Origin of the sequence: Arthrobacter sp. CG_A4 (assembly GCF_035985125.1) — a bacterium.
Taxonomy (GTDB): domain Bacteria; phylum Actinomycetota; class Actinomycetes; order Actinomycetales; family Micrococcaceae; genus Arthrobacter.
Genome location: NZ_JAXCID010000006.1, coordinates 15,416 through 34,927, shown reverse-complemented (window position 1 = coordinate 34,927; position 19,512 = coordinate 15,416). Strand labels below are relative to the sequence as shown.

Sequence of the window (19,512 nt, the reverse complement as noted above, 5' to 3'; positions counted from 1 at the left end):
GGTACGACGGCGGGCAGCCGCCCGCCGTCGTACGCTTTACTTCACGAAGAACCCAACTCTTAGGGGATGACATGACCGCAAAGGTCAAGCTGCTTAGCCACGTTGAAGCCATTAACTGGAACCGTATCCAGGACGACAAGGACGTTGACGTCTGGAACCGCCTGGTCAACAACTTCTGGCTGCCGGAGAAGATCCCGCTGTCCAACGACGTGCAGTCGTGGGCGACGCTGACCCCGGACGAGCAGCAGCTCACCATGCGCGTGTTCACCGGGCTGACCCTGCTGGACACGATCCAGGGCACCGTCGGGGCCGTCTCGTTGATTCCGGATGCGATCACCCCGCACGAAGAGGCTGTCTACACGAACATCGCGTTCATGGAGTCCGTGCACGCTAAGAGCTACTCCTCCATCTTCTCCACCCTGGCCTCCACCAAGGAGATCGACGAGGCGTTCCGCTGGTCCACCGAAAACGTGAACCTGCAGAAGAAGGCCCAGATCGTCATGGACTACTACCAGGGCGACGATCCCCTGAAGCGCAAGGTGGCTTCGACGCTGCTGGAGAGCTTCCTGTTCTACTCGGGCTTCTACCTGCCGATGTACTGGTCCTCGCGGGCCAAGCTGACGAACACGGCCGACCTGATCCGCCTGATCATCCGCGACGAGGCCGTCCACGGTTACTACATCGGCTACAAGTTCCAGAAGGGCCTGGAAGGCCTGTCCGAGGAGCGCAAGCAGGAGATCAAGGACTACACCTTCGAGCTGCTCTTCGAGCTGTACGAAAACGAAGTCCAGTACACGCACGACCTCTACGACTCCGTCGGCCTGGCCGAGGACGTCAAGAAGTTCCTTCACTACAACGCCAACAAGGCCCTGATGAACCTGGGCTACGAGGCCATGTTCCCGGCTTCCGTCACCGACGTGAACCCGGCCATCCTGTCCGCGCTGTCGCCGAACGCCGACGAGAACCACGACTTCTTTAGTGGGTCTGGTTCTTCGTATGTCATTGGCAAGGCTGTTAACACTGAGGATGACGACTGGGACTTCTAGACTCCTCGGTCGCCCGCCTCTGGCTGTCAGATAGTGAGATAGAGAGATTACGGGCACATACACAAAAACTCTGTCGGCGTCCGCTGACAGAGTCAACGGTCCCACAGAGTCTTGTGCATTCTTTGGTCGGAATGGTCACTAGGTTAGCGTGTTTGGTCTTGATTTTCTAATTCAAGGCCAACTGCTTTGTGTGGGGCGCTAAGCCGCGAGTGTTTCACGCTAGCGGCAGTCAGGCACCTAAATTGTCCCTTGTTGACACAATCCTTGACGACGTACGAAGCCAGATTGAACCCTCGGGGGTGACTCTCTGCGAGGCGCGATCCCGGTTGGCAAACACTCGCGCGGCAGCCGCGTCTTTTTACGGGAGCTTGCGGACCTATCGAAGCGGCTCACTCGCCGTACATACGATGAACGAACCCGTCACGGATGGAGACGGCGGCCTCGTTCTCAATCGGAACTACTATCCGTCCTTGGGTCCGGATGGTATGGGGGACTCACCAGGGGACATCGTTGATGAACTCTGCGCGCATCTCGGCTCGATCCTCCGCGAAACGTACCCGGACGCCCGAGTTCACAAGTCTAAGCGTGGTCCGAAGATTCACTTTGGCGCAGAAGTTGAGGGGCAGGATCCTACTGTCGACATGGTGGTGGCCATGAACCGCAAGGATGGCCCCGGCATCTGGATTCCCAACCTGAAGACAGGCGAATGGGAAGCCTCCGACCCGGAAGGGCACGTAGAGCTTCTAAACTACGGTCAGTCGGCATTTCGATCGACCCGGCGCAAGGTTACCCGGCTGGCCAAGGCCTGGAACAAGCAGTTCTACGTGCCCGGAGTCTCATCGTTTGAGATCTCGGTGTGGGCATATGAATTTGTAACCCCTGGACTTGGTGCGGCCAAGGGCTTGTACACCCTTTTAGATGGCGCTGCAACGCGTCTTGAGTCAGGCGAGCCCACAGTAGACCCGGCCGGCGCCTCCGCCGACTTGAAACTTCTCAAGGAAGCCTCAACTGTTGCGGCGCGATTGAGGAAAGCGGCGAACGCCCTGGCTGTAGCGCTGCACTCAGACAGCGATGTTGAAGTCTTGGAAGCAATGAGCGTTGTGTTTTTTGGGTACATCGATGCGCCGCAGGAGTCGGCTCTGAAGAATGCTGTACAGCAGTTGAGCACAGGTATTCCGGTATCGGCAGCAGCCCTGGGTGTGCAGGTAGCTGCAACCACGAGTCCGTCCCGATCCTATGGAGGGCACGGCTAGAATGCGGAAGTCTTGGCGGCCTCCTCCGTGGTTTGCGAAACCTGCCAACCGGATTCTTTTCATGCGGGAACTTTCAGATCTCGATAACTTGCGCTCTGTGACGGACAAGCTCCATCCTGGTGGCTTCTGCCTGGCTCTGACCTTGACGCCGATTGGAGTCCCCGCAAGGAACGTCACCATCTGCTTCTCTCAAGGGGCCCCCGAGAAGCCGGTGGTGCGCGTTGACGGCCCAAGTGAATCGCCGCATCGATATGACGACGGGTCACTTTGCATGTGGTATCCACTCGATCCCCGAGAATTGCGATGGGTGTCGCGCGACAGGGCAGCCAGCCTCATCGCCCATATTGCAGCCCACTTGGTCAAGGAGGAGTGGTACCGGAAAACCGGCGATTGGGTGGGCGAAGAAATTTGGCATGGTGTTCACGACCCCAACAATGATCCTGAACAAGAGGAGAACTGACATTGTCTTGGCTTGATAGTGTTTTCGGCGCCCTGCCCACTATGGGAGGAGTCCTCTTCACGAGCGCCGTGGTGGCAGCCGGCGTCACTTTCATCCAGAACCTGTGGCTTGAGCGACGCCGTATCCGAGAGTTGGAGCGCACCCGGTTGCGCCAGTCGTTTGCAGAGGCGTTCGCTGTCTACAGTGACTACAAAGAATTTCCGTACGCAATACGGCGGCGGAGGCTAGACCAACCAGCAGAGGAACGAGCACGTCTTTCAGAGGAGCTCAGGGCTATCCAGAGCAAGGTCAGTTATTACCGCGTCTGGACTCTCTTCGAGAGCCCTGAAGTTGGGGCTGCGTATTCGGAGCTACTAGGGTCGATGCGCAGCGTGGCCGGAAAAGCCATGAAAGCGGCCTGGGTCGAGCCCCCTGCTCAGACTGACGCCCAAATGAATGTGTCGCTCGATCTGGTTGATCTGCGATCCCTCAAGACCAACGAAGACCAATTTGTTACTGCCGTTGCCAAACGCCTGGACCAACTTGCGCCTATCGTCGCGCGACGAAGGTAGTTATCAGGTGCACGAAGCCTGATAGGCGAGACGCGCCGTGATGGCCCGTCCCAGAAAAGTGGTCGGCCCATGAAATTCACCGAACGTTTCCGACGTAGTCGACAAAGGCCGTAGCTCGGAATGCCAACTAGTGCGTTCAGCCACGTGCCTCGGCAAACCGTGGCGCCATGGACTCCATCTGTTCCATGACCAGCTTGATGGCTTCGGGCTGCTTGTCCGGCGGATACCCGAACCGGACCAGGAGCCGCTTGATCGAGGAGCGGAGCTTGGCCCTGACATCGTCGCGGACGGTCCAGTCAGTTCGCACATCCCGGCGCATCACGGACACCAACTCCCTGGCAATATCCGCCAGGATGCCTTCGCCCTGGAATTCAACTGCGGATTCGTTCAAAGCAACGGCGTCGTAGAACGCGAGCTCATCCGAGTTCAGCGGGGGAGTGAACCGGGCTCCGCGGTTGCCTTCGGCGGCCACTTCGCGGGCCAGTTCCACCAGCTCGGCAATGACCTCGGCAGACGTCAGCTGCTGGTTGGTGTACTTCTTCATCAGCTCGGTGATCCGCTCGGAGAAGGCCCGCTGGCGGATCACGTTGTTCCGCGTCGTTGCGGCAGACTCGTCAGCGATGAGCTTCCGCAGCGCCTCGATGGCCAGCTGGGGGTTCCGGGCCTGCTGGGTCCTGGCGATGAACTCCGGCGTCAGGTCATCCAGCGAGGGTTTGGGCATGCCGGCAGCTTCGTAGATATCCAGCACCTCGCCGGAGGACGTTGCGGAGGCGATCAATGCGCCCAGCAGCCGCTGGATCTCCTCGGGCACCGGCTCGCCGCTTGCCTGCCGGTCGGCGGCGTCGAACTTGGCCATGTAAACGCGGGTCTCTTCGTAGACCTGGATCTCCGGCCGCAGCTCCGCCAGTGTCTCGGAGCCCGAGCACAGCGCCCAGGCACGGGAGAGCTGGCTGGAAAACCGCCGGTACTTCGAGGCCAGCGTCTCCTCGCCAGTGACCGGCTGGTTCCCCGGCGTCTCCGGGCTGCGCAGGTAGTTCGCCGACCCCGTCGCGGCGGACACAAACGCCTTCGGGCCGCCCTTCATTAGTACGTCCCGCCAGTCGTACCCGGCGAGCAGGCCGCGCAGGGACTCCACCAGACCGAGTGCCGCCACAACGGCCTCGTCGATGTTCTTACCCACCGGCTTGTTCGCCCGGTCATCCTTCGTGTATTCGCCCAGCGCCTTGGCCAGGTTCTCCGCCAGCGGCGCGTAGGCCACCAGCAGCCCGTCCTGCTTGCCGCGGAAGGTCCGGTTCACGCGCGCCAGGGTCTGCATCAGCAGCGCGCCCTTGAGCGGCCGGTCCAGGTACAGGGTGTGTAGCGGCGGGGAGTCGTAACCGGTGAGCATCATGTCCTTGACGATCACCAGTTCCAGCTCGTCGTCCACGTCCTTGAGCCGCTCCTTCACCACGGCGTTCAACGAGTCGCGGCGCACGTGGTCGGAGACCGGCGGGACATCGGACGCGGTGCCGGAGAAGACCACCTTGATCTTGCCCTTGGCGAGGTCATCGGAATGCCAGCCGGGCCGCAGCTCCACAATCGCCGTGTACAGCTTCGCGCAGATTTCCCGCGTCCCGCCCACGATCATCGCCTTGCCCGGCGCCTCGATGAACTTGCCCATCCGTGCCCTGCGGTTCTCCCAGTGAGCCACCAGATCGGCGGCCAGCGCAGCGATCCGCTGCGGCGCTCCGTAGACAGCGTTCACGACGGCGACACTCGCCTCCACGCGCGCCCGCTCTGTGTCGTCCAGGCCCAGGGTGGCCTCGTCGGCCGCCTGGTCAAGGATTTCCTCCGTCACGTCGGAGGCCAGACCCACTTTGATCAGCCGGGGTTCGAAATACACCGGGACCGTGGCGCCGTCCTCCACCGCCCGGGAGAGGTCATAGATGTCGATGTATTCGCCGAAAACGTCCTGGGTGTTGCGGTCATCGAAGGAGATGGGCGTCCCGGTGAAGGCGATCAGCGTGGCGTGCGGCAGGGCATCGCGGAGGTGCCGGGCGTAGCCGTCCAGGTCGTCGTAGTGGGACCGGTGCGCTTCGTCCACCACCACGATGATGTTCCGCCGGTCGGACAGCAGCGGGTGGTCGGCGCCGGCGTCCCTTTCGGACTTGCTGCGGCCGAACTTCTGCAGCGTGGTGAAGTAGATGCCGCCTGTGGTGCGGTTACTCAGTTCGTCCCGGAGTTCGGAGCGCTTCCTGATCTGCTGGGGGTTTTCCGCCAGCAGCAGGCTCCGGCTGAACCCCTCGAACAGCTGGCCATCGAGCTCGTTACGGTCGGTGATGACCACGACGGTGGGGTTCTTGAGCTTGGGGTGCCGGGCCACCAGATTGGCATAGAGCTCCATCTCCATGGACTTGCCGGAGCCCTGGGTGTGCCAGACGACGCCGGCCTTGCCGTTGCTTTCCACCGCCTGGACCGTGCTTCCCACCGCTTTGGTCACGGCGAAATACTGGTGTGGTTTGGCGATGCGCTTGGACAGCCCGTCCGGGCCGCCGTCGAACGCGGTGAAACTGCGCGTCAGCTGCAGGAAGCGATCCACGTTGTAGAGACCGTTGAGCGCGGTCTCCAGAGCAGTGACGGCTTCGCCGTTTTCCATGAACCCCGGCGCGACCGGCACGCCGTCGTCGTCGACGTTCCACGGTGAGAAGTGATTCAGGGGAGTAAACGGCGTTCCGTACTTGGCCTGGATCCCGTCCGAGGCGAGCGTGAAGACGCAGAAGCGGAAGGCCATGGGGAACTCGCGCAGGTAGGTCTGCAGCTGGGCGTGCGCGGAGGCGACGTCGGCCGTGGCGCTGCCGGCCTTCTTGAGTTCGATGACGCTGACCGGCATACCGTTGCAGTAGAGCACGACGTCGAAGCGGCGTTTGTAGTCGCCCTGCACCAGGGTGACCTGGTTGACGGCGAGCCAGTGGTTCTGGTCCGGGTCCGAGCTGAGCAGGTGGATGGTGGGGTTGGCCTCGTTGCCGTCCGGGTCGATGTAGTTGAGCCGGTAGCCGTCCACGAGGTAGCTGTGGATGCGGTGGTTCTCGGTGATGGCGTCGTTGGACGTGGGAGAGGCGATTTCGGCGAGGGCCTGCTGCAGGTACTGGGCCGGAACCGTCGGATTGAACCGCTGCAGCGCAGCGAGCAGCCGGGGCCGGATCAGCAGCTCGTCCCAGGAATCCCGCTCGCCCCTGCCGGGGGCAATGTCCTGCCCTGAAGCGGGCCGCCAGCCGAGCGGCTCGGCCAGGAATTCCAAAGCCACACCTTCCCAAGCGGCTTCGGAAAAGGCTACTGCGGGTGCTGCTGTCACGGTGGTTCCCCCTGGTTGACCGGATGTCATGCTAGATGTCGTGTGAAAGTTCGGCTTCGAGGTCGCTGATGCTGGGCAGCGTCGATGCGAAGTCCTCGGGCATCGAATCGACGATTTCCGCCTTCCACTCCGAGACGCCGATCGGCATTGCGGTGGTCCCTAGAGCGTACCCGGCCACCACATTGATCTTGGATTTTCAGAGCAGCAGACCGATGGTCGGTTTGTCCTTGGGGTGATCGCAATATAGACGCGCTTCACAGTTGATATTCTGCGACGCTTCAGGCCTCTGCTGAGAGGCGCCGTAGGGCTCGGATGTGGATCATTTCCTGTAGACCTCGCGCCGGTGGGCGACGCGCACGACGGTGACGGTCAGAATGTTGTCCTCGATCTCGTAGAGCACGCGGAAATCTCCGATCCGGATCCGCCAGGCGTGTTGTTCGCCGGCCAGCTTCTTGCATCCTTTGGGGCGCGGGTCAGTTCCGAGTTCTGCGATTGAGCTCAGGATCCTCCTTCGCGCTCCCGAGTCCAGCTTGCGGATCTCCTTGGCGGCTCCAGAGGTGAAATCGACCGAATAGCCCACGCCTAGAGTTCGGCCTGCAGCTCGGCTAGACCCACACGGCCGCCGTCATCCTCGGCTTTGGCTGCGCGGTATTCGGCCAAGTCCACAGCATCTTCGAGTTCCTCAAGGCGCGCATAGTCTTCCACGCCGATCAGAACAGCCACCGGCTTGCCATGACGGGTGATCTGCACGCGTTCGTGCCCGTAATTCGCCCTGTTGACGACGTCGGGCAAGTGTTCGCGCAAGGCCCCGATGGTGACAGAGTTCGGGTTAGGTTCCATGCCTGTAGATTACTCTTTTCCCATCGTTTTGTACATAATTAGCTAAATGCAAGAAACGTACACATTACAAGTTGCTCGGGCTCGTGATTTCCGGGTGCTCGTATCGTGCCGCCGTCGGGACATCCGCGGCACTCGGCATAGCCGATCCCGGCGCGTGCGCTATCGGGCTGTCTTGGAAGCGGCGATGGCGCGGTCCACGGCATCAACGTCCAGAAGTTCGGGATCGTAAGGCAGCGGCGTATTAAACGCGGTTGTCGGGATCGCTGAGATTCTGGATGAGGGCTATGTGGTGGTACCAAGGCAATTGTGAAAACGCCGCTTTCACAATTGCCTGCTCATTCCATGTGGCTGCCACCGCACGCATGAACATGAGATTTCGGGGCGGGAACCCACTGGATTGAGGAAACCGTTCCCGAAGGTCTGCGGCAAGGCGGCTGGTCACCTTCGCACCCCAGGCTTCCGCTCCGTGGCGATTGAGGATGTCGCGGCCTATAGCCCGGTATGTGGCACGAGTTCTTGATTGGTGGCCGCTACGGCGCGGGCCCGGCCCAGCTCAAACCGCTGGGAGATGCTGTCGAGTAGTTCCTAATACCACACTGGCATGGTGCTCTTCGCTGGCGTTTCGGGGAAGGATGCACCCCCGGCGCGTTTGCGTGTTCCGGTCCGGATGCCCATCTTGTTGGATTCTGTTGGGATCGGTTTACTTGGCGTGGACATGATAGGTTCCCTCCGCGGTCTTCGGTCTAGATACTTCGAAGGTACCGGCGGGGTAAGACATTGAGGCGGAACACGGAGGGCCAACCAAGGTGGCAAGCGGTGATTGCCACGTTTCCCCATTCTCCGACGGCATTGTTGCAATGCGTTGCACAATTGCGTTGGCGCCACTCGCCGTCACACGCCGACCCTGGCCAAAACGGATTCGGCATCTCTGACGCGTAGCTTGCCGGCCATGAGCTGCGGGAGGAGTGCGTCGCGGGTCGCGGCGAGCTTGAGGTTTTCGACTTCTGCTCCCAATGTTCGCTCCCAGAGCGTTGACATCAGCTCATCGTGCTTCCTAATCTCTTCGAGCGGCGGCACGGCCACCGCTTCGTCCAGGTGCTTTCGCTGGATGTGACCCATAGTGGTTGCTTTGTCGGCGGCGATGCTCTTGAAGTCGTCGAGCTTGCGCCGGAGAAGTTCGTGAACAAGCCAGTGGGGGTAGCCGTCGTTGGGGATCACTTTGAATATGTGCTGGTTGACAATGCCTTCAGGTCTGAACCACCGGTGAAGCGTAAGCGAGCCGGACCAAGCGAAGAGGAGATCGCCTTGTCTGGCAAGGTGCTGCTCGTCCACATCAATGTCGTTGTAGACCGTCGAACCACCGATCCCGGAGTTGAGCTCTGCAATTCGGATTACGACCCGTCCTGTGCCACTAGCGTTCTTTGTGAATGCCTTGCCGTTTACGAACTTTGCGGTCTCCGATAGGGGGACCAACTGGCTAACGGAAAGGCTCATGGAAAGGAAAACAGTGAGCGACAGTTCATCGGCCGTGGCGATGAGCGTGGTGTTGGCAGCGATCTTGTCGTCGAGCGCCCCCAGCACGTCCGCAATCGCCCGTTGTTCGCCAATATCCTCATGGATAGAAAATCGCAGTTTGCCGAAGTCGCCCTTCTTAAAGTGGGGGATCATGGAGCCTACGTGCATGTTGTTGATCTTTGCCTGCACCGATGGCGACTTGAGTGCATAGTAGAGATACCGCGGCCGTATCACTCGCTGGTCAGCCCGAAGAGCGACCATGTCCTGGGCAATGCAGAACGGGACCGGGTCTGGGACCATTGCGACCCTCCCCGGTGATCCTTTGCAGACAAAGATAATGTCGTTTGGCTTCGGATGTCCTCGAAACCACTTACCGACTGTTTCTTCATCGACGTAGCGAACATTTTCGAAGACCGGATAGAGATGGTCACTTTTGATGCAGTTCGTCGCGATCAATGGCAGCCCACTGTCGGCAGTAGGGCATGTTCGCCCGCGGTTGTCTACGATCTTTTCCAGCAGGTCAGTGAACGAGCACTCGATCATCTCGTTCACGAAACCCGCCCTAACTGCTCGCGCACAACCTGCGCGAGCCGCTCGGACTCCTCGAACTGCTCGAACAACTCCTTGGACAACCGCGCGATCTTATCCTCGATCGGCTCGCCGTCGTCCTCCACATCGGCCGCGCCTACATACCGGCCCGGCGCGAGCGCATAGTCTGTGGCCTTGACCTCCGCGAGACTGGCCGAATAGCAGAAGCCGGCTTCGTCGTCGTACGTCAGGCCGGACTCAACCGCCGAAGCAGTGCCGCGCCAGGCATGGAAGGTGTTGGCGATCTTGGCAATGTCCTCATCGGACAGGGCGCGTTCGGCGCGGTCCACCATGGAGCCGAGGTTGCGGGCGTCGATGAAGAGCACCTGCCCGGTCCGATCCACAGCGCCGTGCGGACCCGCGGTCTTGTCCTTCGCGAAGAACCAGGTGCAGACCGGGATGCCGGTGCTGCGGAAGAGCTGGGTGGGCAGCGCCACCATGCAGGAGACGAGGTCCGCCTCGACCAGCTGGGCGCGGATCTCGCCCTCGCCGCCGGAATTGGAGGACATGGAGCCGTTGGCCATAACCACGCCCGCGGACCCGCCGGGCGCCAGCTTGGCGATGATGTGCTGGATCCAGGCGTAGTTGGCGTTGCCGGCCGGGGGCACACCGTACTTCCAGCGGGAATCGGACTCGGAGCGGGCCCAGTCTTTGATGTTGAAGGGCGGGTTGGCCATGATGAAGTCGGCGCCGTTGTTCCCGCTCAGCTCGGGGTGCTGGTCCCTGGCGAAGGTGTCGCCCCAGCGGGAGGCGAGGTTGGCGTTGAGCCCGTGGATGGCGAGGTTCATCTTGGCCATCCGCCAGGTGCGCTCGTTGAGCTCCTGGCCGTAGACGGAGATGTCCGAGCCCTCCATATTGTGCGCCGCCAGGAACTTCTCGGCCTGGACAAACATGCCGCCCGAGCCGCAGCAGGGATCGTAGACCCGGCCGCGGTGCGGTTCCAGGACCTCCACCAGCACGCGGACCACACCGGCGGGGGTGTAGAACTCGCCGCCACGCTTGCCCTCGGCCTTGGCGAACTTCTCCAGGAAGTACTCGTACACCTCGCCCAGCAGGTCGCGTGCCCTGCTGGCACCCTGGCCGGTGAAGCGGGCGGAGTTGAACAGGTCCAGCAGCTCGCCGAGGCGGCGCTGGTCCACGTTGTCCCGGTTGTAGATGCGGGGAAGTGTGGCGGCCAGGGACTTGTTGTCGGCCATGATGAGGTCCATGGCTTCATCGATGAGCTGCCCGATCTGCTTGGGCTCGGCGCCGTCCATCGCGGAGAGGCCCTTGGCGTTCTCCGCCAGGTAGGTCCAGCGGGCGCGCTCGGACACCCAGAACACGCCGCGGCCGGTGTACTCGTCCACATCGTCGATCAGCTGGGCGATCTGCTCCTCATTGAGCCCGTCCGCTTCCAGCTCGGCTTGGATCTGCCCCTGGCGCTCCTCGAACGCGTCCGAGACGTACTTCAGGAACACCATGCCCAGGATCACGTCCTTGTACTGGGAGGCATCCATGGAACCGCGCAGTTTGTCCGCGGCCTTCCAGAGGGTGTCCTTGAGTTCCTTCATGGTGGACGGGGCGAGGTCCACCTTCAGTGCTGTACTTCTCTTTGCGGCGGGCATTACGTAGTTCCTTCGGTCTGTGGTTCGGCGAGCGTTGTGCCCGGCTCTGTCAGGGTGAGGCTTCCGCCCGCTACGCCGTCCGTAATCAGGGTAGCGAGTTCCTCCAGCCGCTTGAGGCGTTCGCGGGCCAGGTGCTGCCCGTGTTGCAGCCGGGACAGCGTTTCGGCAAGCTTCTTACGCTGGGCGTCCGGCACGCGGCGCAGCTGCCAGTGCCGCCAGTCCTTGTCCCTGCCGGACAATGCGTTGATGTCCGCGGCGACGACGTCGGGCAGCAGCCCGCCGGGGTCACCGGCTTCGATCCGCAGCACCCTCGCGGGGAACACGACGGCGCAGCCGCCGTCGGCGTCGACCATGGCCGCCGGCCGCGGGCTGGTGCAGAACACGACGTCGCCCGGCTCGGTGAGCCGGCCCCCGGGGTTGCTGGCGGCGAACTCCAGCAAGCTGATGTACCGGGACGGTGCGGTGTCCGGCTGGAGCAGATCCGCCGGGCCGATGACCCTGGTTCCGGACGCGGCGGTCAGGTGAGCGTCCGCCAGCCGGTTGCCCTTGCGGTAGCTGAGGGTGCCGGCGGTCATCAGTTCCTGGACGGAGGCGGGCTGCGCCTTCACCTTCGAATCGCCCGGAAGGACCCCCACGTTGCCGATGTTTTCCGGTCCGCCGGTTCGCAGCAGGCGCACGAGGTGCTCCCCTCGAAGAGCGGCGCCGGCGCCGTCGGCAGTCAGCGCCGGACCGCGGGATGTCACCGCCACCAAGGACCCCCTGCCGGCCAGCAGCACACGGGTCTGCACCAGCCGGGCGAAGCGGAAGGAGTGGGCGCGGAGGGTGGCGCGGTCACCCATGGACGCGACGATATCGCTGATGAGGTCCTGGCGGACGTCTTCTGTGAGGTCCCGGGTGCTCACGTCAGCCACCATGGTCCACCGCTCGGCAATAGGAACCTCGGCGAAGGCCGGTCCCAGGACCCACAGTGCCTGGGCTTCTCGGGGCTTGGAACGCAGGAGTCCCTGCGGCAGCCGGACGATGGCGCGCACCCGGCCGGTGCGCAGCAGTCCCGAACGGATACTCGCCGCGCCGGCTTCCGGCGGCACATCGGAGAGAACCCGTGCGGGGGCGATGATGACCGCCCGCTGCTGATCATCCATCTGCAGGACCAGGTGTTCCAGCGCCGCGAGAATCTGGGGTGCGTCCATGCCCGGCTGACCCGGGGACGGATATTGCGCCACATGGACCACGGGTCCGTGGACGGCGAACTCGCCGCTGGAATCCACCCGGATCTGTCCACCGTTCACGCCATGCACGCGGAGGCGGCGGCGCACCAGTCGGGCGGCGCCGCCGTCGTCGTCCGCTGTCAAAAACGTGACGGGGGCACTCTCGCCGGCAGCGTGCACGACGCCCATCAGCAGATCGCTGCCGCCACGGGTGGAGTCGGCAAACACGGCGTTCCCGCCGAGGGTCGCGGCGAGCTCGACGGCGGCCGCTGAAATCAGCCCCACGGCGGATTCGGTAAGGGCGGTATCCGAATGCTCGCGGAGCCCCACCCGGAACCGGGCCGCCAGCAGTTGCTCGAAGGCAGCGGCCGCGTTGTAGGCGCTATCGACCAGCCGGTCTGCGAACGCTGCAGCGGAGGCAAAGGACGGGCCCTGGGCCTCAAGCTCGGCGTAGAGAAACGAGTCATCAGGATCGCACTCGTCCGCTAGGTCCAGCAGCTCATCCCGGCTCAGCTGCCCAACCGTCTTGCCGGTCATCGCTTTAAGGGTCAGCAGGGCGGTGAGGGCGGCCAGGGTGTTTTCCGGGCTGTCGCTGGCTGTGGTGCGGGGCATCCGGGTGAAGGCGGCGGTGTCGCTGGCGGCCTCCGGGTTGTTGCCGCGTCCGGTGGCGTCCAGCCAGCTGGCGACATGGCAGGCGTCGAACAGTTCACGGCCGCCTTCGAGCGCTGCGGGCTGTGGAAACGGGTGAGCCGATCCGATGCTGCGTTTGCGCCACATGGACACGACGGGGCGCTGGACTTGAGCCAGGGCGGCGACGTCCGAAAGGGTCATACGCAGGGCTGCTGCTTCGTTCATGTGCGCCTCCTTACGACGTCGACCCCCAGCCTAACGGGGCGCTGTGACTTTAGTGCGGAGGTTTCGATAAGGGGGGTTATCAGTGTTGTTTAGTTCGGACGGTACGGGGCCACCGTAGCTTCGATTCTGCAGCGACGAGGGAATCCTCCGGAGCTGCGACGGCGGCGGGGAACCACGCATTGGGGGATCGGTATCCCGCCGCCGATCAGCAGCGATCCGACAACAGAGGAAGAGAACATGGTCAACACCGACACGACCGAACCGGCGGGACCGCACATCACAGACGTGCTGGGCGAGGCCCGGCCGGCCAGCGAAAAGGCTAAACCGGGACGGAAGCGGCGGATCTTCACCGTCGCAGCCGCCGTGGCACTGCTGGCGGGTGCGACCGCCGTCGGCACTACGCTGCCGGACCCCAAGTCCAGCGACGCCTACGTGGCATTGGCGGGGGAGAAGTCGGCCGTGGAGTCGGATCGTGACTCGGCTAAATCAAGCTACGAGTCGATGAAATCGAAATACGACACGCTGCAGAACGGCATTGCCGCCCGCGAAGCGAAGGTCGCGGCACGGGAAACCGAGGCTGGCAAGGCAGATGCAGCCGTCAAGACTGCTGATGCGGCCGTCAAGAAGCGCGAAGAGGCCGTGACCGGTGCTGAGAAGACGAAGGCGGCCAACACCATCGGGGACGGCACCTGGACCGTGGGTAAGGACATCGAGGCCGGCACCTACCGGGCGGCGGCCGACGTCGGCTCCTCCTGCTACTGGGGCATCTACGCCACGGGCAGCAACGGCAGCAACATCATTGACAACGATCTCCCCGGCGGCGGCCGGCCCTCAGTTGCGCTCTCCGGCGGGCAGGACTTCAAGTCCAGCCGCTGCGGCAAATGGGAAAAGCAGTAGCAGTCTCACACCTCACATCATTCATTCACCCTTGGAAAGGCATCACATGTCCCACGAAGTCTCGGAACAGCCCTTGACCGCTGCGATTGCAGCGTCTCAGCCGCGGCCGTTCTTCAAGAAGAAGCGCTTCCTCATCCCGGCCGGAGTCCTGGTGCTGGGAATCGCCCTGGGCTCCTGCTCCGGGGGCTCCAAGCAGGCCAGTGACGTGAGCCCCGCCGCGGCGCCGTCGTCGTCGGCTCCTGCGGCTACCACTTCGGCAGCTGCTGTACAGTCTGCAGCGCCCGCTGCCCCCGCTGCCCCCGCAGCGCCACCGGCGGCGCCGGCCGGACCCGCCGTCGGCGCCCCGTTCAGCGTCAAGATGGGCAACGGCAACGTCGCGAAGATCACGATTGTCTCGGCCGTGCGAACGGACGCTGTCGCCACCACGGCTTTTGCCACGGCACCAAAGAGTGGAAGTTACCTGCTCCTGGATGTCCTGTGGGAAACGGAGACGGGCAAGACCAGCTCCAACCCGTTCTACTTCTCTGCCAAGGACTCCACTGGGCGCAAAGCCGATCTGAGCCTCTTCGCGGACAACCAGCTTGGCTCCGGCGACGTTCTGCCGGGTGACAAGACTCGAGGATTCATTGCATTCGACATCGCGCCCGGTGCCTCGACAGTAATGATCTCCACCCCGCTGATGCAGGAAGCCGCACGGATCCAGATCCCGGGGTAGTGCGGCTGAGGAGCCGTGTCCGGGGGTGCCCGGCTCCCTCGCAACGCTTACAGTTCAACTGTTCACTTTCGCTTTATCTATTGGGGGATTCCTTGAGCATCAACAAAGAGCACGTTTCGGCGTATGGGCAGATGCCCGTCGCAGACTCCGGAACCATGGCGGCCACCGGTGCCGGGGCCGTCACTGGGGTACAGATCTATCAGTTTCGTGGCGGGGCTGCTTCCTGGTTCGGAACCCAGATCCTCGGCGTCCTGATTACGATCTGCACGATTGGGATCTGCTATCCGTTCGCCCTGGTCCTCGTTGAGCGGTGGCGGGCCAAGAACACCTACCTTCACGGCCGGCAGCTTATGTTCGTCGGCACCGGATGGGGCATCTTCGGGCTGTGGATCAAATGGGCGCTCCTGAGCATCATCACGCTTGGCATCTACACCTTCTGGGTCTACCCGAGGCTGATGCAGTGGAAGGTCGAAAAGACCGTCTTCGCTTAGACAGAACGGCCCTGCACCCTTCGGGGTGCAGGGCTTTTGCGGGGTGCGGATCGGGCTCTCCTTGTTTGTGCATGAGGGCAGGCGTTGGATAAAGATGCAGGGCGCCGATCTGGCGGAACTGGCAGATGCCCGCTATCTGGGACGGATCGCAGACTCACGGCATAGCCGAAAGTTCTTCGAGAACACCGCACACGGCTCGGACATGAAATTGCGGACGTATATACGAAGGCTAAATACGGGAAAGCAGACTTCACCGAACCGGCTCAGATTTACACGGCATTCATGTCATCTGCTTGTCGCGCATGGGATCTTGAGATGGATATGCCTAGTTTCTCCTTTCTTGACGCGGTTGACGACGGTCTCATGTCCGAACGAAACCGCAGATCCAGTCGGGTCTACGCCAACGCCTGCCCAGGCGTGTCCGATCCCGATGTGACCGGACTTCTGGCGGTGTTGCTGTCCATGCTCAATTTTCTGCGGTTCGTTCTTCGGCAAGACCGCACAGACGCCTCCCGGCAGACGATAGTCAAAATGGAGTATCTGACGGTCTACACCGTCCTCCGTAGTCTCCAGAAAATATGTCGCGACATGGAATCTGTGGTGACTCGAGACGCCTTGGAGAAATTGAAGGCGATCCATAACAGCGACATCGCAACGGACTTGTGCGGCGATGATAATAGACCCTTCCGCAACACCTTGATGCATTATGGAGTCGACAGCCGCATCGCTTTGGACGTACTGCGCCTCGATATCCTCCTATACGGGCTTGTCGACGCGTGTTTCCCGGGTCATGATTTCTTCAGCTTTGAGTCTCAATTGCACGAAGAGCTGTTCCGAATAGCGGACGCCCTTGAGGCGTGGGCCGCGATCAAAGCGTGAGCTGCTGCTAGGGCGTGTCGCTTCGATCAGCAGGGCTCGTGTCCGCGATCTGACCGCTGTGAGCACGAATGCCAGCGCACGCCCGCCGCCGGACCGGCACCGATCCGCGAGATCATCCTCGTGGAGGAGGCCCCGGCCATGGTCCTCCCGGTAGCCGCCCGACCTTACGCAGTGACAAGTTACGCGCTAGCATGAGGTGTAACAGATGTCATTGGGAGGGTAGCTGGGATGGCAACATCGCGACGCAAGGCGTTGCTCGTGAAGCGCGGCAAGCAGGCGGCCACGGGAATATACAGGTCGGGAGCAACAAGCACGTTTGTGACAACGAAGGACGCCTCTCCTGCGCCGCGCACGGCCGTCTTTAGAACAAAAGCCCTGGTGGTCGAGACGAGTACGCTCCTGCGCGTACTCAGCGAGGAACGAAGCATTGCCGCGCTAGGTTCGGCAATGGCGTCCAATCCGGAGCCGGTGTCGCCTGAGCTGGCCCGCAGCCTTCAGGCGGAAGAGAACTGGTGGCGGAAGATTGAACGGGAGCTGCCCTCGCTCACCAGCGCCGAGGCTGCGGAACTCCTGGGTGCCAAGCCCACCAATCGGAACTTCGCCTCATCGCAGCGCGCCGCCGGGAAGCTGCTCGGCTACACACGCCGGCACGCTGCCCGTTTCCCAAAGTTCCAATTCGACCTGGCCAAGGGATCGGTCCTGCCGGTCATCCCGCAGCTGATCGCGGTGGCACGGGACCTGGAGACCACGGACGAAGACTTGGTCCTGTGGCTGGCCGCGCCATCGTCGATGTTCGCTGAACAGGACCGCCCGGCGGATCACCTCAATGACCCGGATCGGCTGCTGGCTGCTGCCCGTACCGAATTCGGTGCCATCTGGTGACGGCACCGGAGACACCTGACCCACCCACCCCGTTCCTCCCGACCGAAGCTGTCCTCGCTGCCGGGGCCGTCTTCCAGCGTGTGCACGCAAATCGCTTCCGGCCCGCCGAATTCAATCCCGGACCGAACGGGCCCGGACGCTTCCATTTCTTCGGTGACCCGATGGTGCCCGTCCTTTACCTTGCGGAAACGCGGGAAGCGGCAGTCGCCGAAACACTACTGAAGAACATCCCCATCGGCGCCAGGGGACTGCTACGCCGGCCAACCTACCAGGACTCCGTCCTGGTAGGCCTGGAAATCACGCGACCGCTCAAGATCGCCGAGTTTTACGGACTGGGCCTCACCCGTCGCTTGGGCGTGGAGGCCAACCAGCTGACGGATACGCCGGAGATGAATTACCCCCAGACCCGCAAGTGGGCTGAGGCAGCGCACACGGCCGGGTATGACGGGATCGGCTGGATGTCCAAGCGGGACAACAGCGCCAAGGCGTACATGCTGTTCGGTGACCGGGTCGGGGAGGCTGATCTTGCCTTGGTCCCGGGCAGCGGCATGATGTTCGCTTCCGGCCTCGGCTTTGACTGGCTCGTGAATACGTGCGCGTTCCTGCAGATCGACGTCATGCCGCGCTAGCCCTAATATGCCGAATCATTGAAAAGTGCCGGCTGTGGCCAAAATTGGCGCATAGGATCAGGACACTTCCAGGAGGCGGGAGGAAAGAGTGCGGTCAAGCCATATCGAATAGTCCAGGTAGATCGTAATCTCACGGAGGCTGCAAGTTGGCTGCTGGCTCTTCGACTCATGGCGGGGATCCGTGCTTTGGAGCCCGGGCCCTTTGAGCATGATCAACCCCGGCTACCGGAATCTGGTCAGCGCGGCTTGCAAACATCGGATCGGTGTTCGATCCGATGAACATACAGGGTGTGCGCTTCAGGATCGAGTGTGAATAGGACGCGGTAATCACCACGGCGTGCAGTACGCAGGCCCAGAAGTTCATTGGTGAGCGGCTTGCTGAGCCTCCGAGGATTGTCAGCCATCGCTCCGGCAACGAACTCTATGATTGCGGCGGCAGCTTTCTCCGGCACCCGGCGAAATCCCTTCAGCGCGGGGCTGGTGGCTTCGACCATCCAAGGACTTCGGTCATCCGATGCTGCTGCGCTCACCTTGGCGGAAGTCCAGACTCGCGGCGGAGGTCATCGCCGCTGACCGTGTTGCCTTCCGCGATGTCGCGTTTGGCCTGCTCTATGTCTTCCCTGATGCCAGGCTGCGATAGCCAATGGATTGTTTCTTGAAGGGACTCCAAATCGTCGGCCGACATCAACACGGCCGACGGGTGCCCGTGCCGAGTGATCTGGATGATTTCATGGGTTCGGTCCGCCTCCTCGACCAAAGCGGAGAGTTTGTCTTTGGCCTCACTCAGCGGGACAGTTTTCATGTCCCGATTCTAGCCGAAAGTTTGGCTATAAACTCCCCTGAAATGTAGCCAATAATTGCCGGATTGTCATGTCCTCGCCCGCAGAACGTGCAGTGGGAATTGCGGCGATAGTTCGGTGGCCTATCTCTGGGGCACTCCTGCGGCGGCTTCAGCTACGGTCAGGGCCTCGCCGAACGCCGCCACGGCGGACTGGTATTCCGCCGTGTGGCCGTTTGACTTTGCCTGGTCGGCCTTCCGCCTTGCCTTGGTCATGGCCGCGGTAGCCGGGAAGGCAGTATCGGACATTGCCGGAAAATCGAACTGCAGGTGCGGGTCAACCTCATAGGCAAGCCACCGGCTCTCGAGGAGCTCATGCTGTGCGGTCGCTGCGCTGTAGGCCTGAGCGTCAACCAATGACAGCCCGGTCAGGTTCCCAGCGGCCATGCCGGCGGCCTGTTCCGCTGTCCGGGCCGCCTCGCGCTGGCGTTGCAGCGCCTGTGCCGTGCCCAGCCCTACGGGGCTCTTAAGCCGGTGCTTCAAAACCATGTTGTTCTCGTGGGCCCGGATCTCCTCCGGTGTCAGACTGTCGAGGTTCGCAGCGCCCTTGCTGACCACATCGGCGGGGCCTCTTCGGCTGGCGATGCTGCTGTCCGGGATAGGGAACAGGTACTTGCCTCCCAAGAAGCCCACGAGCAAAAGACCCAAGACAGCCCAATTTGGTAGGCCCGCTGACCCTGTCGATCCGGCAACAAAAAAGGCGCTCAAGTTGGTTATGGCTTCGCCTGTGGTGAATGTCAGGCGGGTCTTTCCAAGGCGCCTCACCCTGCGGTGCGTGGTGAGCTGTTGGTCGTGAAATGAACGGGCCTTTGCGATCCAATCGCGTGCTCGGTTCACCAGTTGCGGGCTTTCAGTCATGATCACGAGGATACCGGGGTCTACGCAGACGCCCGACAGGCGCTGCTGCTCGGCTTGTCCCGGTCTATCGAG

Annotated in this window: 20 protein-coding genes and 1 pseudogene; 10 read left to right on the top strand and 11 right to left on the bottom strand. The window is 62.3% G+C overall.

What is annotated here, in order from left to right; genetic code table 11:
* The first annotated feature begins 71 nt into the window (after window positions 1-71).
* From nrdF to RCH07_RS04075, 4 genes are all read left to right on the top strand, one after another.
* Entirely contained in the window at window positions 72-1,046 is a 975-nt protein-coding gene (gene nrdF, locus RCH07_RS04090; RefSeq protein WP_326966201.1) for a class 1b ribonucleoside-diphosphate reductase subunit beta, read from the top strand.
* A gap of 407 nt (window positions 1,047-1,453) precedes the next feature.
* Window positions 1,454-2,299: a hypothetical protein gene (locus RCH07_RS04085; protein WP_326966200.1), complete on the top strand. Its 846-nt coding sequence runs from the start codon at window positions 1,454-1,456 to the stop codon at window positions 2,297-2,299.
* A gap of 97 nt (window positions 2,300-2,396) precedes the next feature.
* Entirely contained in the window at window positions 2,397-2,759 is a 363-nt protein-coding gene (locus tag RCH07_RS04080; protein ID WP_326966199.1) for a hypothetical protein, read from the top strand.
* 2 nt (window positions 2,760-2,761) lie between these two features.
* A complete protein-coding gene (locus RCH07_RS04075) occupies window positions 2,762-3,310 on the top strand; it encodes a hypothetical protein (protein WP_326966198.1) in 549 nt (182 codons plus the stop codon).
* 136 nt (window positions 3,311-3,446) lie between these two features.
* Here RCH07_RS04075 and RCH07_RS04070 read toward each other — a convergent pair whose 3' ends face one another.
* The 8 genes and pseudogenes from RCH07_RS04070 to RCH07_RS04040 all read right to left on the bottom strand — a co-directional run bounded on the left by RCH07_RS04070 (window position 3,447) and on the right by RCH07_RS04040 (window position 13,251).
* Window positions 3,447-6,671 carry a type I restriction endonuclease subunit R gene (locus RCH07_RS04070; protein ID WP_326966197.1) on the bottom strand — a complete coding sequence of 1,075 codons (3,225 nt, stop codon included), beginning with the start codon at window positions 6,669-6,671 and terminating at the stop codon, window positions 3,447-3,449.
* A gap of 1 nt (window position 6,672) precedes the next feature.
* On the bottom strand, window positions 6,673-6,819 hold the full coding sequence (locus RCH07_RS04065) for a hypothetical protein (RefSeq protein ID WP_326966196.1): 147 nt from the start codon (window positions 6,817-6,819) through the stop codon (window positions 6,673-6,675).
* Between the two features lie 141 nt (window positions 6,820-6,960).
* Window positions 6,961-7,221: a type II toxin-antitoxin system RelE family toxin gene (locus RCH07_RS04060; RefSeq protein WP_326966195.1), complete on the bottom strand. Its 261-nt coding sequence runs from the start codon at window positions 7,219-7,221 to the stop codon at window positions 6,961-6,963.
* Window positions 7,222-7,223: 2 nt separating this feature from the next.
* The gene (locus RCH07_RS04055) at window positions 7,224-7,481 is read right to left on the bottom strand and encodes a type II toxin-antitoxin system Phd/YefM family antitoxin (protein WP_326966194.1); all 258 of its coding nucleotides are present in this window, start codon (window positions 7,479-7,481) and stop codon (window positions 7,224-7,226) included.
* A 241-nt stretch (window positions 7,482-7,722) separates the two neighbouring features.
* Window positions 7,723-7,977, bottom strand: a pseudogene (locus tag RCH07_RS19250) (DUF1016 N-terminal domain-containing protein); the annotation flags it as partial.
* Window positions 7,978-8,372: 395 nt separating this feature from the next.
* Window positions 8,373-9,539 carry a restriction endonuclease subunit S gene (locus RCH07_RS04050; RefSeq protein ID WP_326966274.1) on the bottom strand — a complete coding sequence of 389 codons (1,167 nt, stop codon included), beginning with the start codon at window positions 9,537-9,539 and terminating at the stop codon, window positions 8,373-8,375.
* 5 nt (window positions 9,540-9,544) lie between these two features.
* The gene (locus tag RCH07_RS04045) at window positions 9,545-11,188 is read right to left on the bottom strand and encodes a class I SAM-dependent DNA methyltransferase (protein ID WP_326966193.1); all 1,644 of its coding nucleotides are present in this window, start codon (window positions 11,186-11,188) and stop codon (window positions 9,545-9,547) included.
* Window positions 11,188-13,251, bottom strand: a complete 2,064-nt coding sequence (locus RCH07_RS04040; protein ID WP_326966192.1) for a hypothetical protein — start codon at window positions 13,249-13,251, stop codon at window positions 11,188-11,190. The genes RCH07_RS04045 and RCH07_RS04040 overlap by 1 nt, the downstream gene beginning before the upstream one ends.
* 237 nt (window positions 13,252-13,488) lie before the next feature.
* Between RCH07_RS04040 and RCH07_RS04035 the strand changes: the two genes are divergently transcribed.
* From RCH07_RS04035 to RCH07_RS04010, 6 genes are all read left to right on the top strand, one after another.
* Window positions 13,489-14,148, top strand: a complete 660-nt coding sequence (locus tag RCH07_RS04035) for a hypothetical protein (protein WP_326966191.1) — start codon at window positions 13,489-13,491, stop codon at window positions 14,146-14,148.
* Between the two features lie 46 nt (window positions 14,149-14,194).
* Window positions 14,195-14,863: a hypothetical protein gene (locus tag RCH07_RS04030; RefSeq protein ID WP_326966190.1), complete on the top strand. Its 669-nt coding sequence runs from the start codon at window positions 14,195-14,197 to the stop codon at window positions 14,861-14,863.
* A 92-nt stretch (window positions 14,864-14,955) separates the two neighbouring features.
* The gene (locus tag RCH07_RS04025) at window positions 14,956-15,354 is read left to right on the top strand and encodes a DUF898 family protein (protein ID WP_326966189.1); all 399 of its coding nucleotides are present in this window, start codon (window positions 14,956-14,958) and stop codon (window positions 15,352-15,354) included.
* 315 nt (window positions 15,355-15,669) lie between these two features.
* Entirely contained in the window at window positions 15,670-16,233 is a 564-nt protein-coding gene (locus RCH07_RS04020; protein WP_326966188.1) for a hypothetical protein, read from the top strand.
* 228 nt (window positions 16,234-16,461) lie between these two features.
* Window positions 16,462-17,115: a hypothetical protein gene (locus RCH07_RS04015; protein WP_326966187.1), complete on the top strand. Its 654-nt coding sequence runs from the start codon at window positions 16,462-16,464 to the stop codon at window positions 17,113-17,115.
* On the top strand, window positions 17,112-17,744 hold the full coding sequence (locus RCH07_RS04010; protein ID WP_326966186.1) for an RES family NAD+ phosphorylase: 633 nt from the start codon (window positions 17,112-17,114) through the stop codon (window positions 17,742-17,744). Before RCH07_RS04015 ends, RCH07_RS04010 begins: the two co-directional genes overlap by 4 nt.
* A 236-nt stretch (window positions 17,745-17,980) precedes the next feature.
* Here the strand turns inward: RCH07_RS04010 and RCH07_RS04005 are convergent, their stop codons facing one another.
* The 3 genes from RCH07_RS04005 to RCH07_RS03995 form a co-directional block, all read right to left on the bottom strand.
* Entirely contained in the window at window positions 17,981-18,238 is a 258-nt protein-coding gene (locus tag RCH07_RS04005; protein WP_326966185.1) for a type II toxin-antitoxin system RelE family toxin, read from the bottom strand.
* Between the two features lie 32 nt (window positions 18,239-18,270).
* Window positions 18,271-18,546 carry a type II toxin-antitoxin system Phd/YefM family antitoxin gene (locus tag RCH07_RS04000; protein WP_326966184.1) on the bottom strand — a complete coding sequence of 92 codons (276 nt, stop codon included), beginning with the start codon at window positions 18,544-18,546 and terminating at the stop codon, window positions 18,271-18,273.
* 120 nt (window positions 18,547-18,666) lie between these two features.
* Entirely contained in the window at window positions 18,667-19,440 is a 774-nt protein-coding gene (locus RCH07_RS03995) for a hypothetical protein (protein ID WP_326966183.1), read from the bottom strand.
* Window positions 19,441-19,512 lie beyond the last annotated feature (72 nt).

Bases quoted from the DNA above. Each gene is read 5' to 3' on its own strand.
- nrdF (WP_326966201.1), top strand. From the start codon at position 72: ATGACCGCAAAGGTCAAGCTGCTTAGCCACGTTGAAGCCATTAACTGG.
- RCH07_RS04085 (WP_326966200.1), top strand. From the start codon at position 1,454: ATGAACGAACCCGTCACGGATGGAGACGGCGGCCTCGTTCTCAATCGG.
- RCH07_RS04070 (WP_326966197.1), bottom strand. From the start codon at position 6,671: ATGACATCCGGTCAACCAGGGGGAACCACCGTGACAGCAGCACCCGCA.
- RCH07_RS04055 (WP_326966194.1), bottom strand. From the start codon at position 7,481: ATGGAACCTAACCCGAACTCTGTCACCATCGGGGCCTTGCGCGAACAC.
- RCH07_RS04050 (WP_326966274.1), bottom strand. From the start codon at position 9,539: ATGATCGAGTGCTCGTTCACTGACCTGCTGGAAAAGATCGTAGACAAC.
- RCH07_RS04045 (WP_326966193.1), bottom strand. From the start codon at position 11,188: ATGCCCGCCGCAAAGAGAAGTACAGCACTGAAGGTGGACCTCGCCCCG.
- RCH07_RS04040 (WP_326966192.1), bottom strand. From the start codon at position 13,251: ATGAACGAAGCAGCAGCCCTGCGTATGACCCTTTCGGACGTCGCCGCC.
- RCH07_RS04035 (WP_326966191.1), top strand. From the start codon at position 13,489: ATGGTCAACACCGACACGACCGAACCGGCGGGACCGCACATCACAGAC.
- RCH07_RS04030 (WP_326966190.1), top strand. From the start codon at position 14,195: ATGTCCCACGAAGTCTCGGAACAGCCCTTGACCGCTGCGATTGCAGCG.
- RCH07_RS04020 (WP_326966188.1), top strand. From the start codon at position 15,670: ATGGATATGCCTAGTTTCTCCTTTCTTGACGCGGTTGACGACGGTCTC.
- RCH07_RS04015 (WP_326966187.1), top strand. From the start codon at position 16,462: ATGGCAACATCGCGACGCAAGGCGTTGCTCGTGAAGCGCGGCAAGCAG.
- RCH07_RS04005 (WP_326966185.1), bottom strand. From the start codon at position 18,238: ATGGTCGAAGCCACCAGCCCCGCGCTGAAGGGATTTCGCCGGGTGCCG.
- RCH07_RS04000 (WP_326966184.1), bottom strand. From the start codon at position 18,546: ATGAAAACTGTCCCGCTGAGTGAGGCCAAAGACAAACTCTCCGCTTTG.
- RCH07_RS03995 (WP_326966183.1), bottom strand. From the start codon at position 19,440: ATGACTGAAAGCCCGCAACTGGTGAACCGAGCACGCGATTGGATCGCA.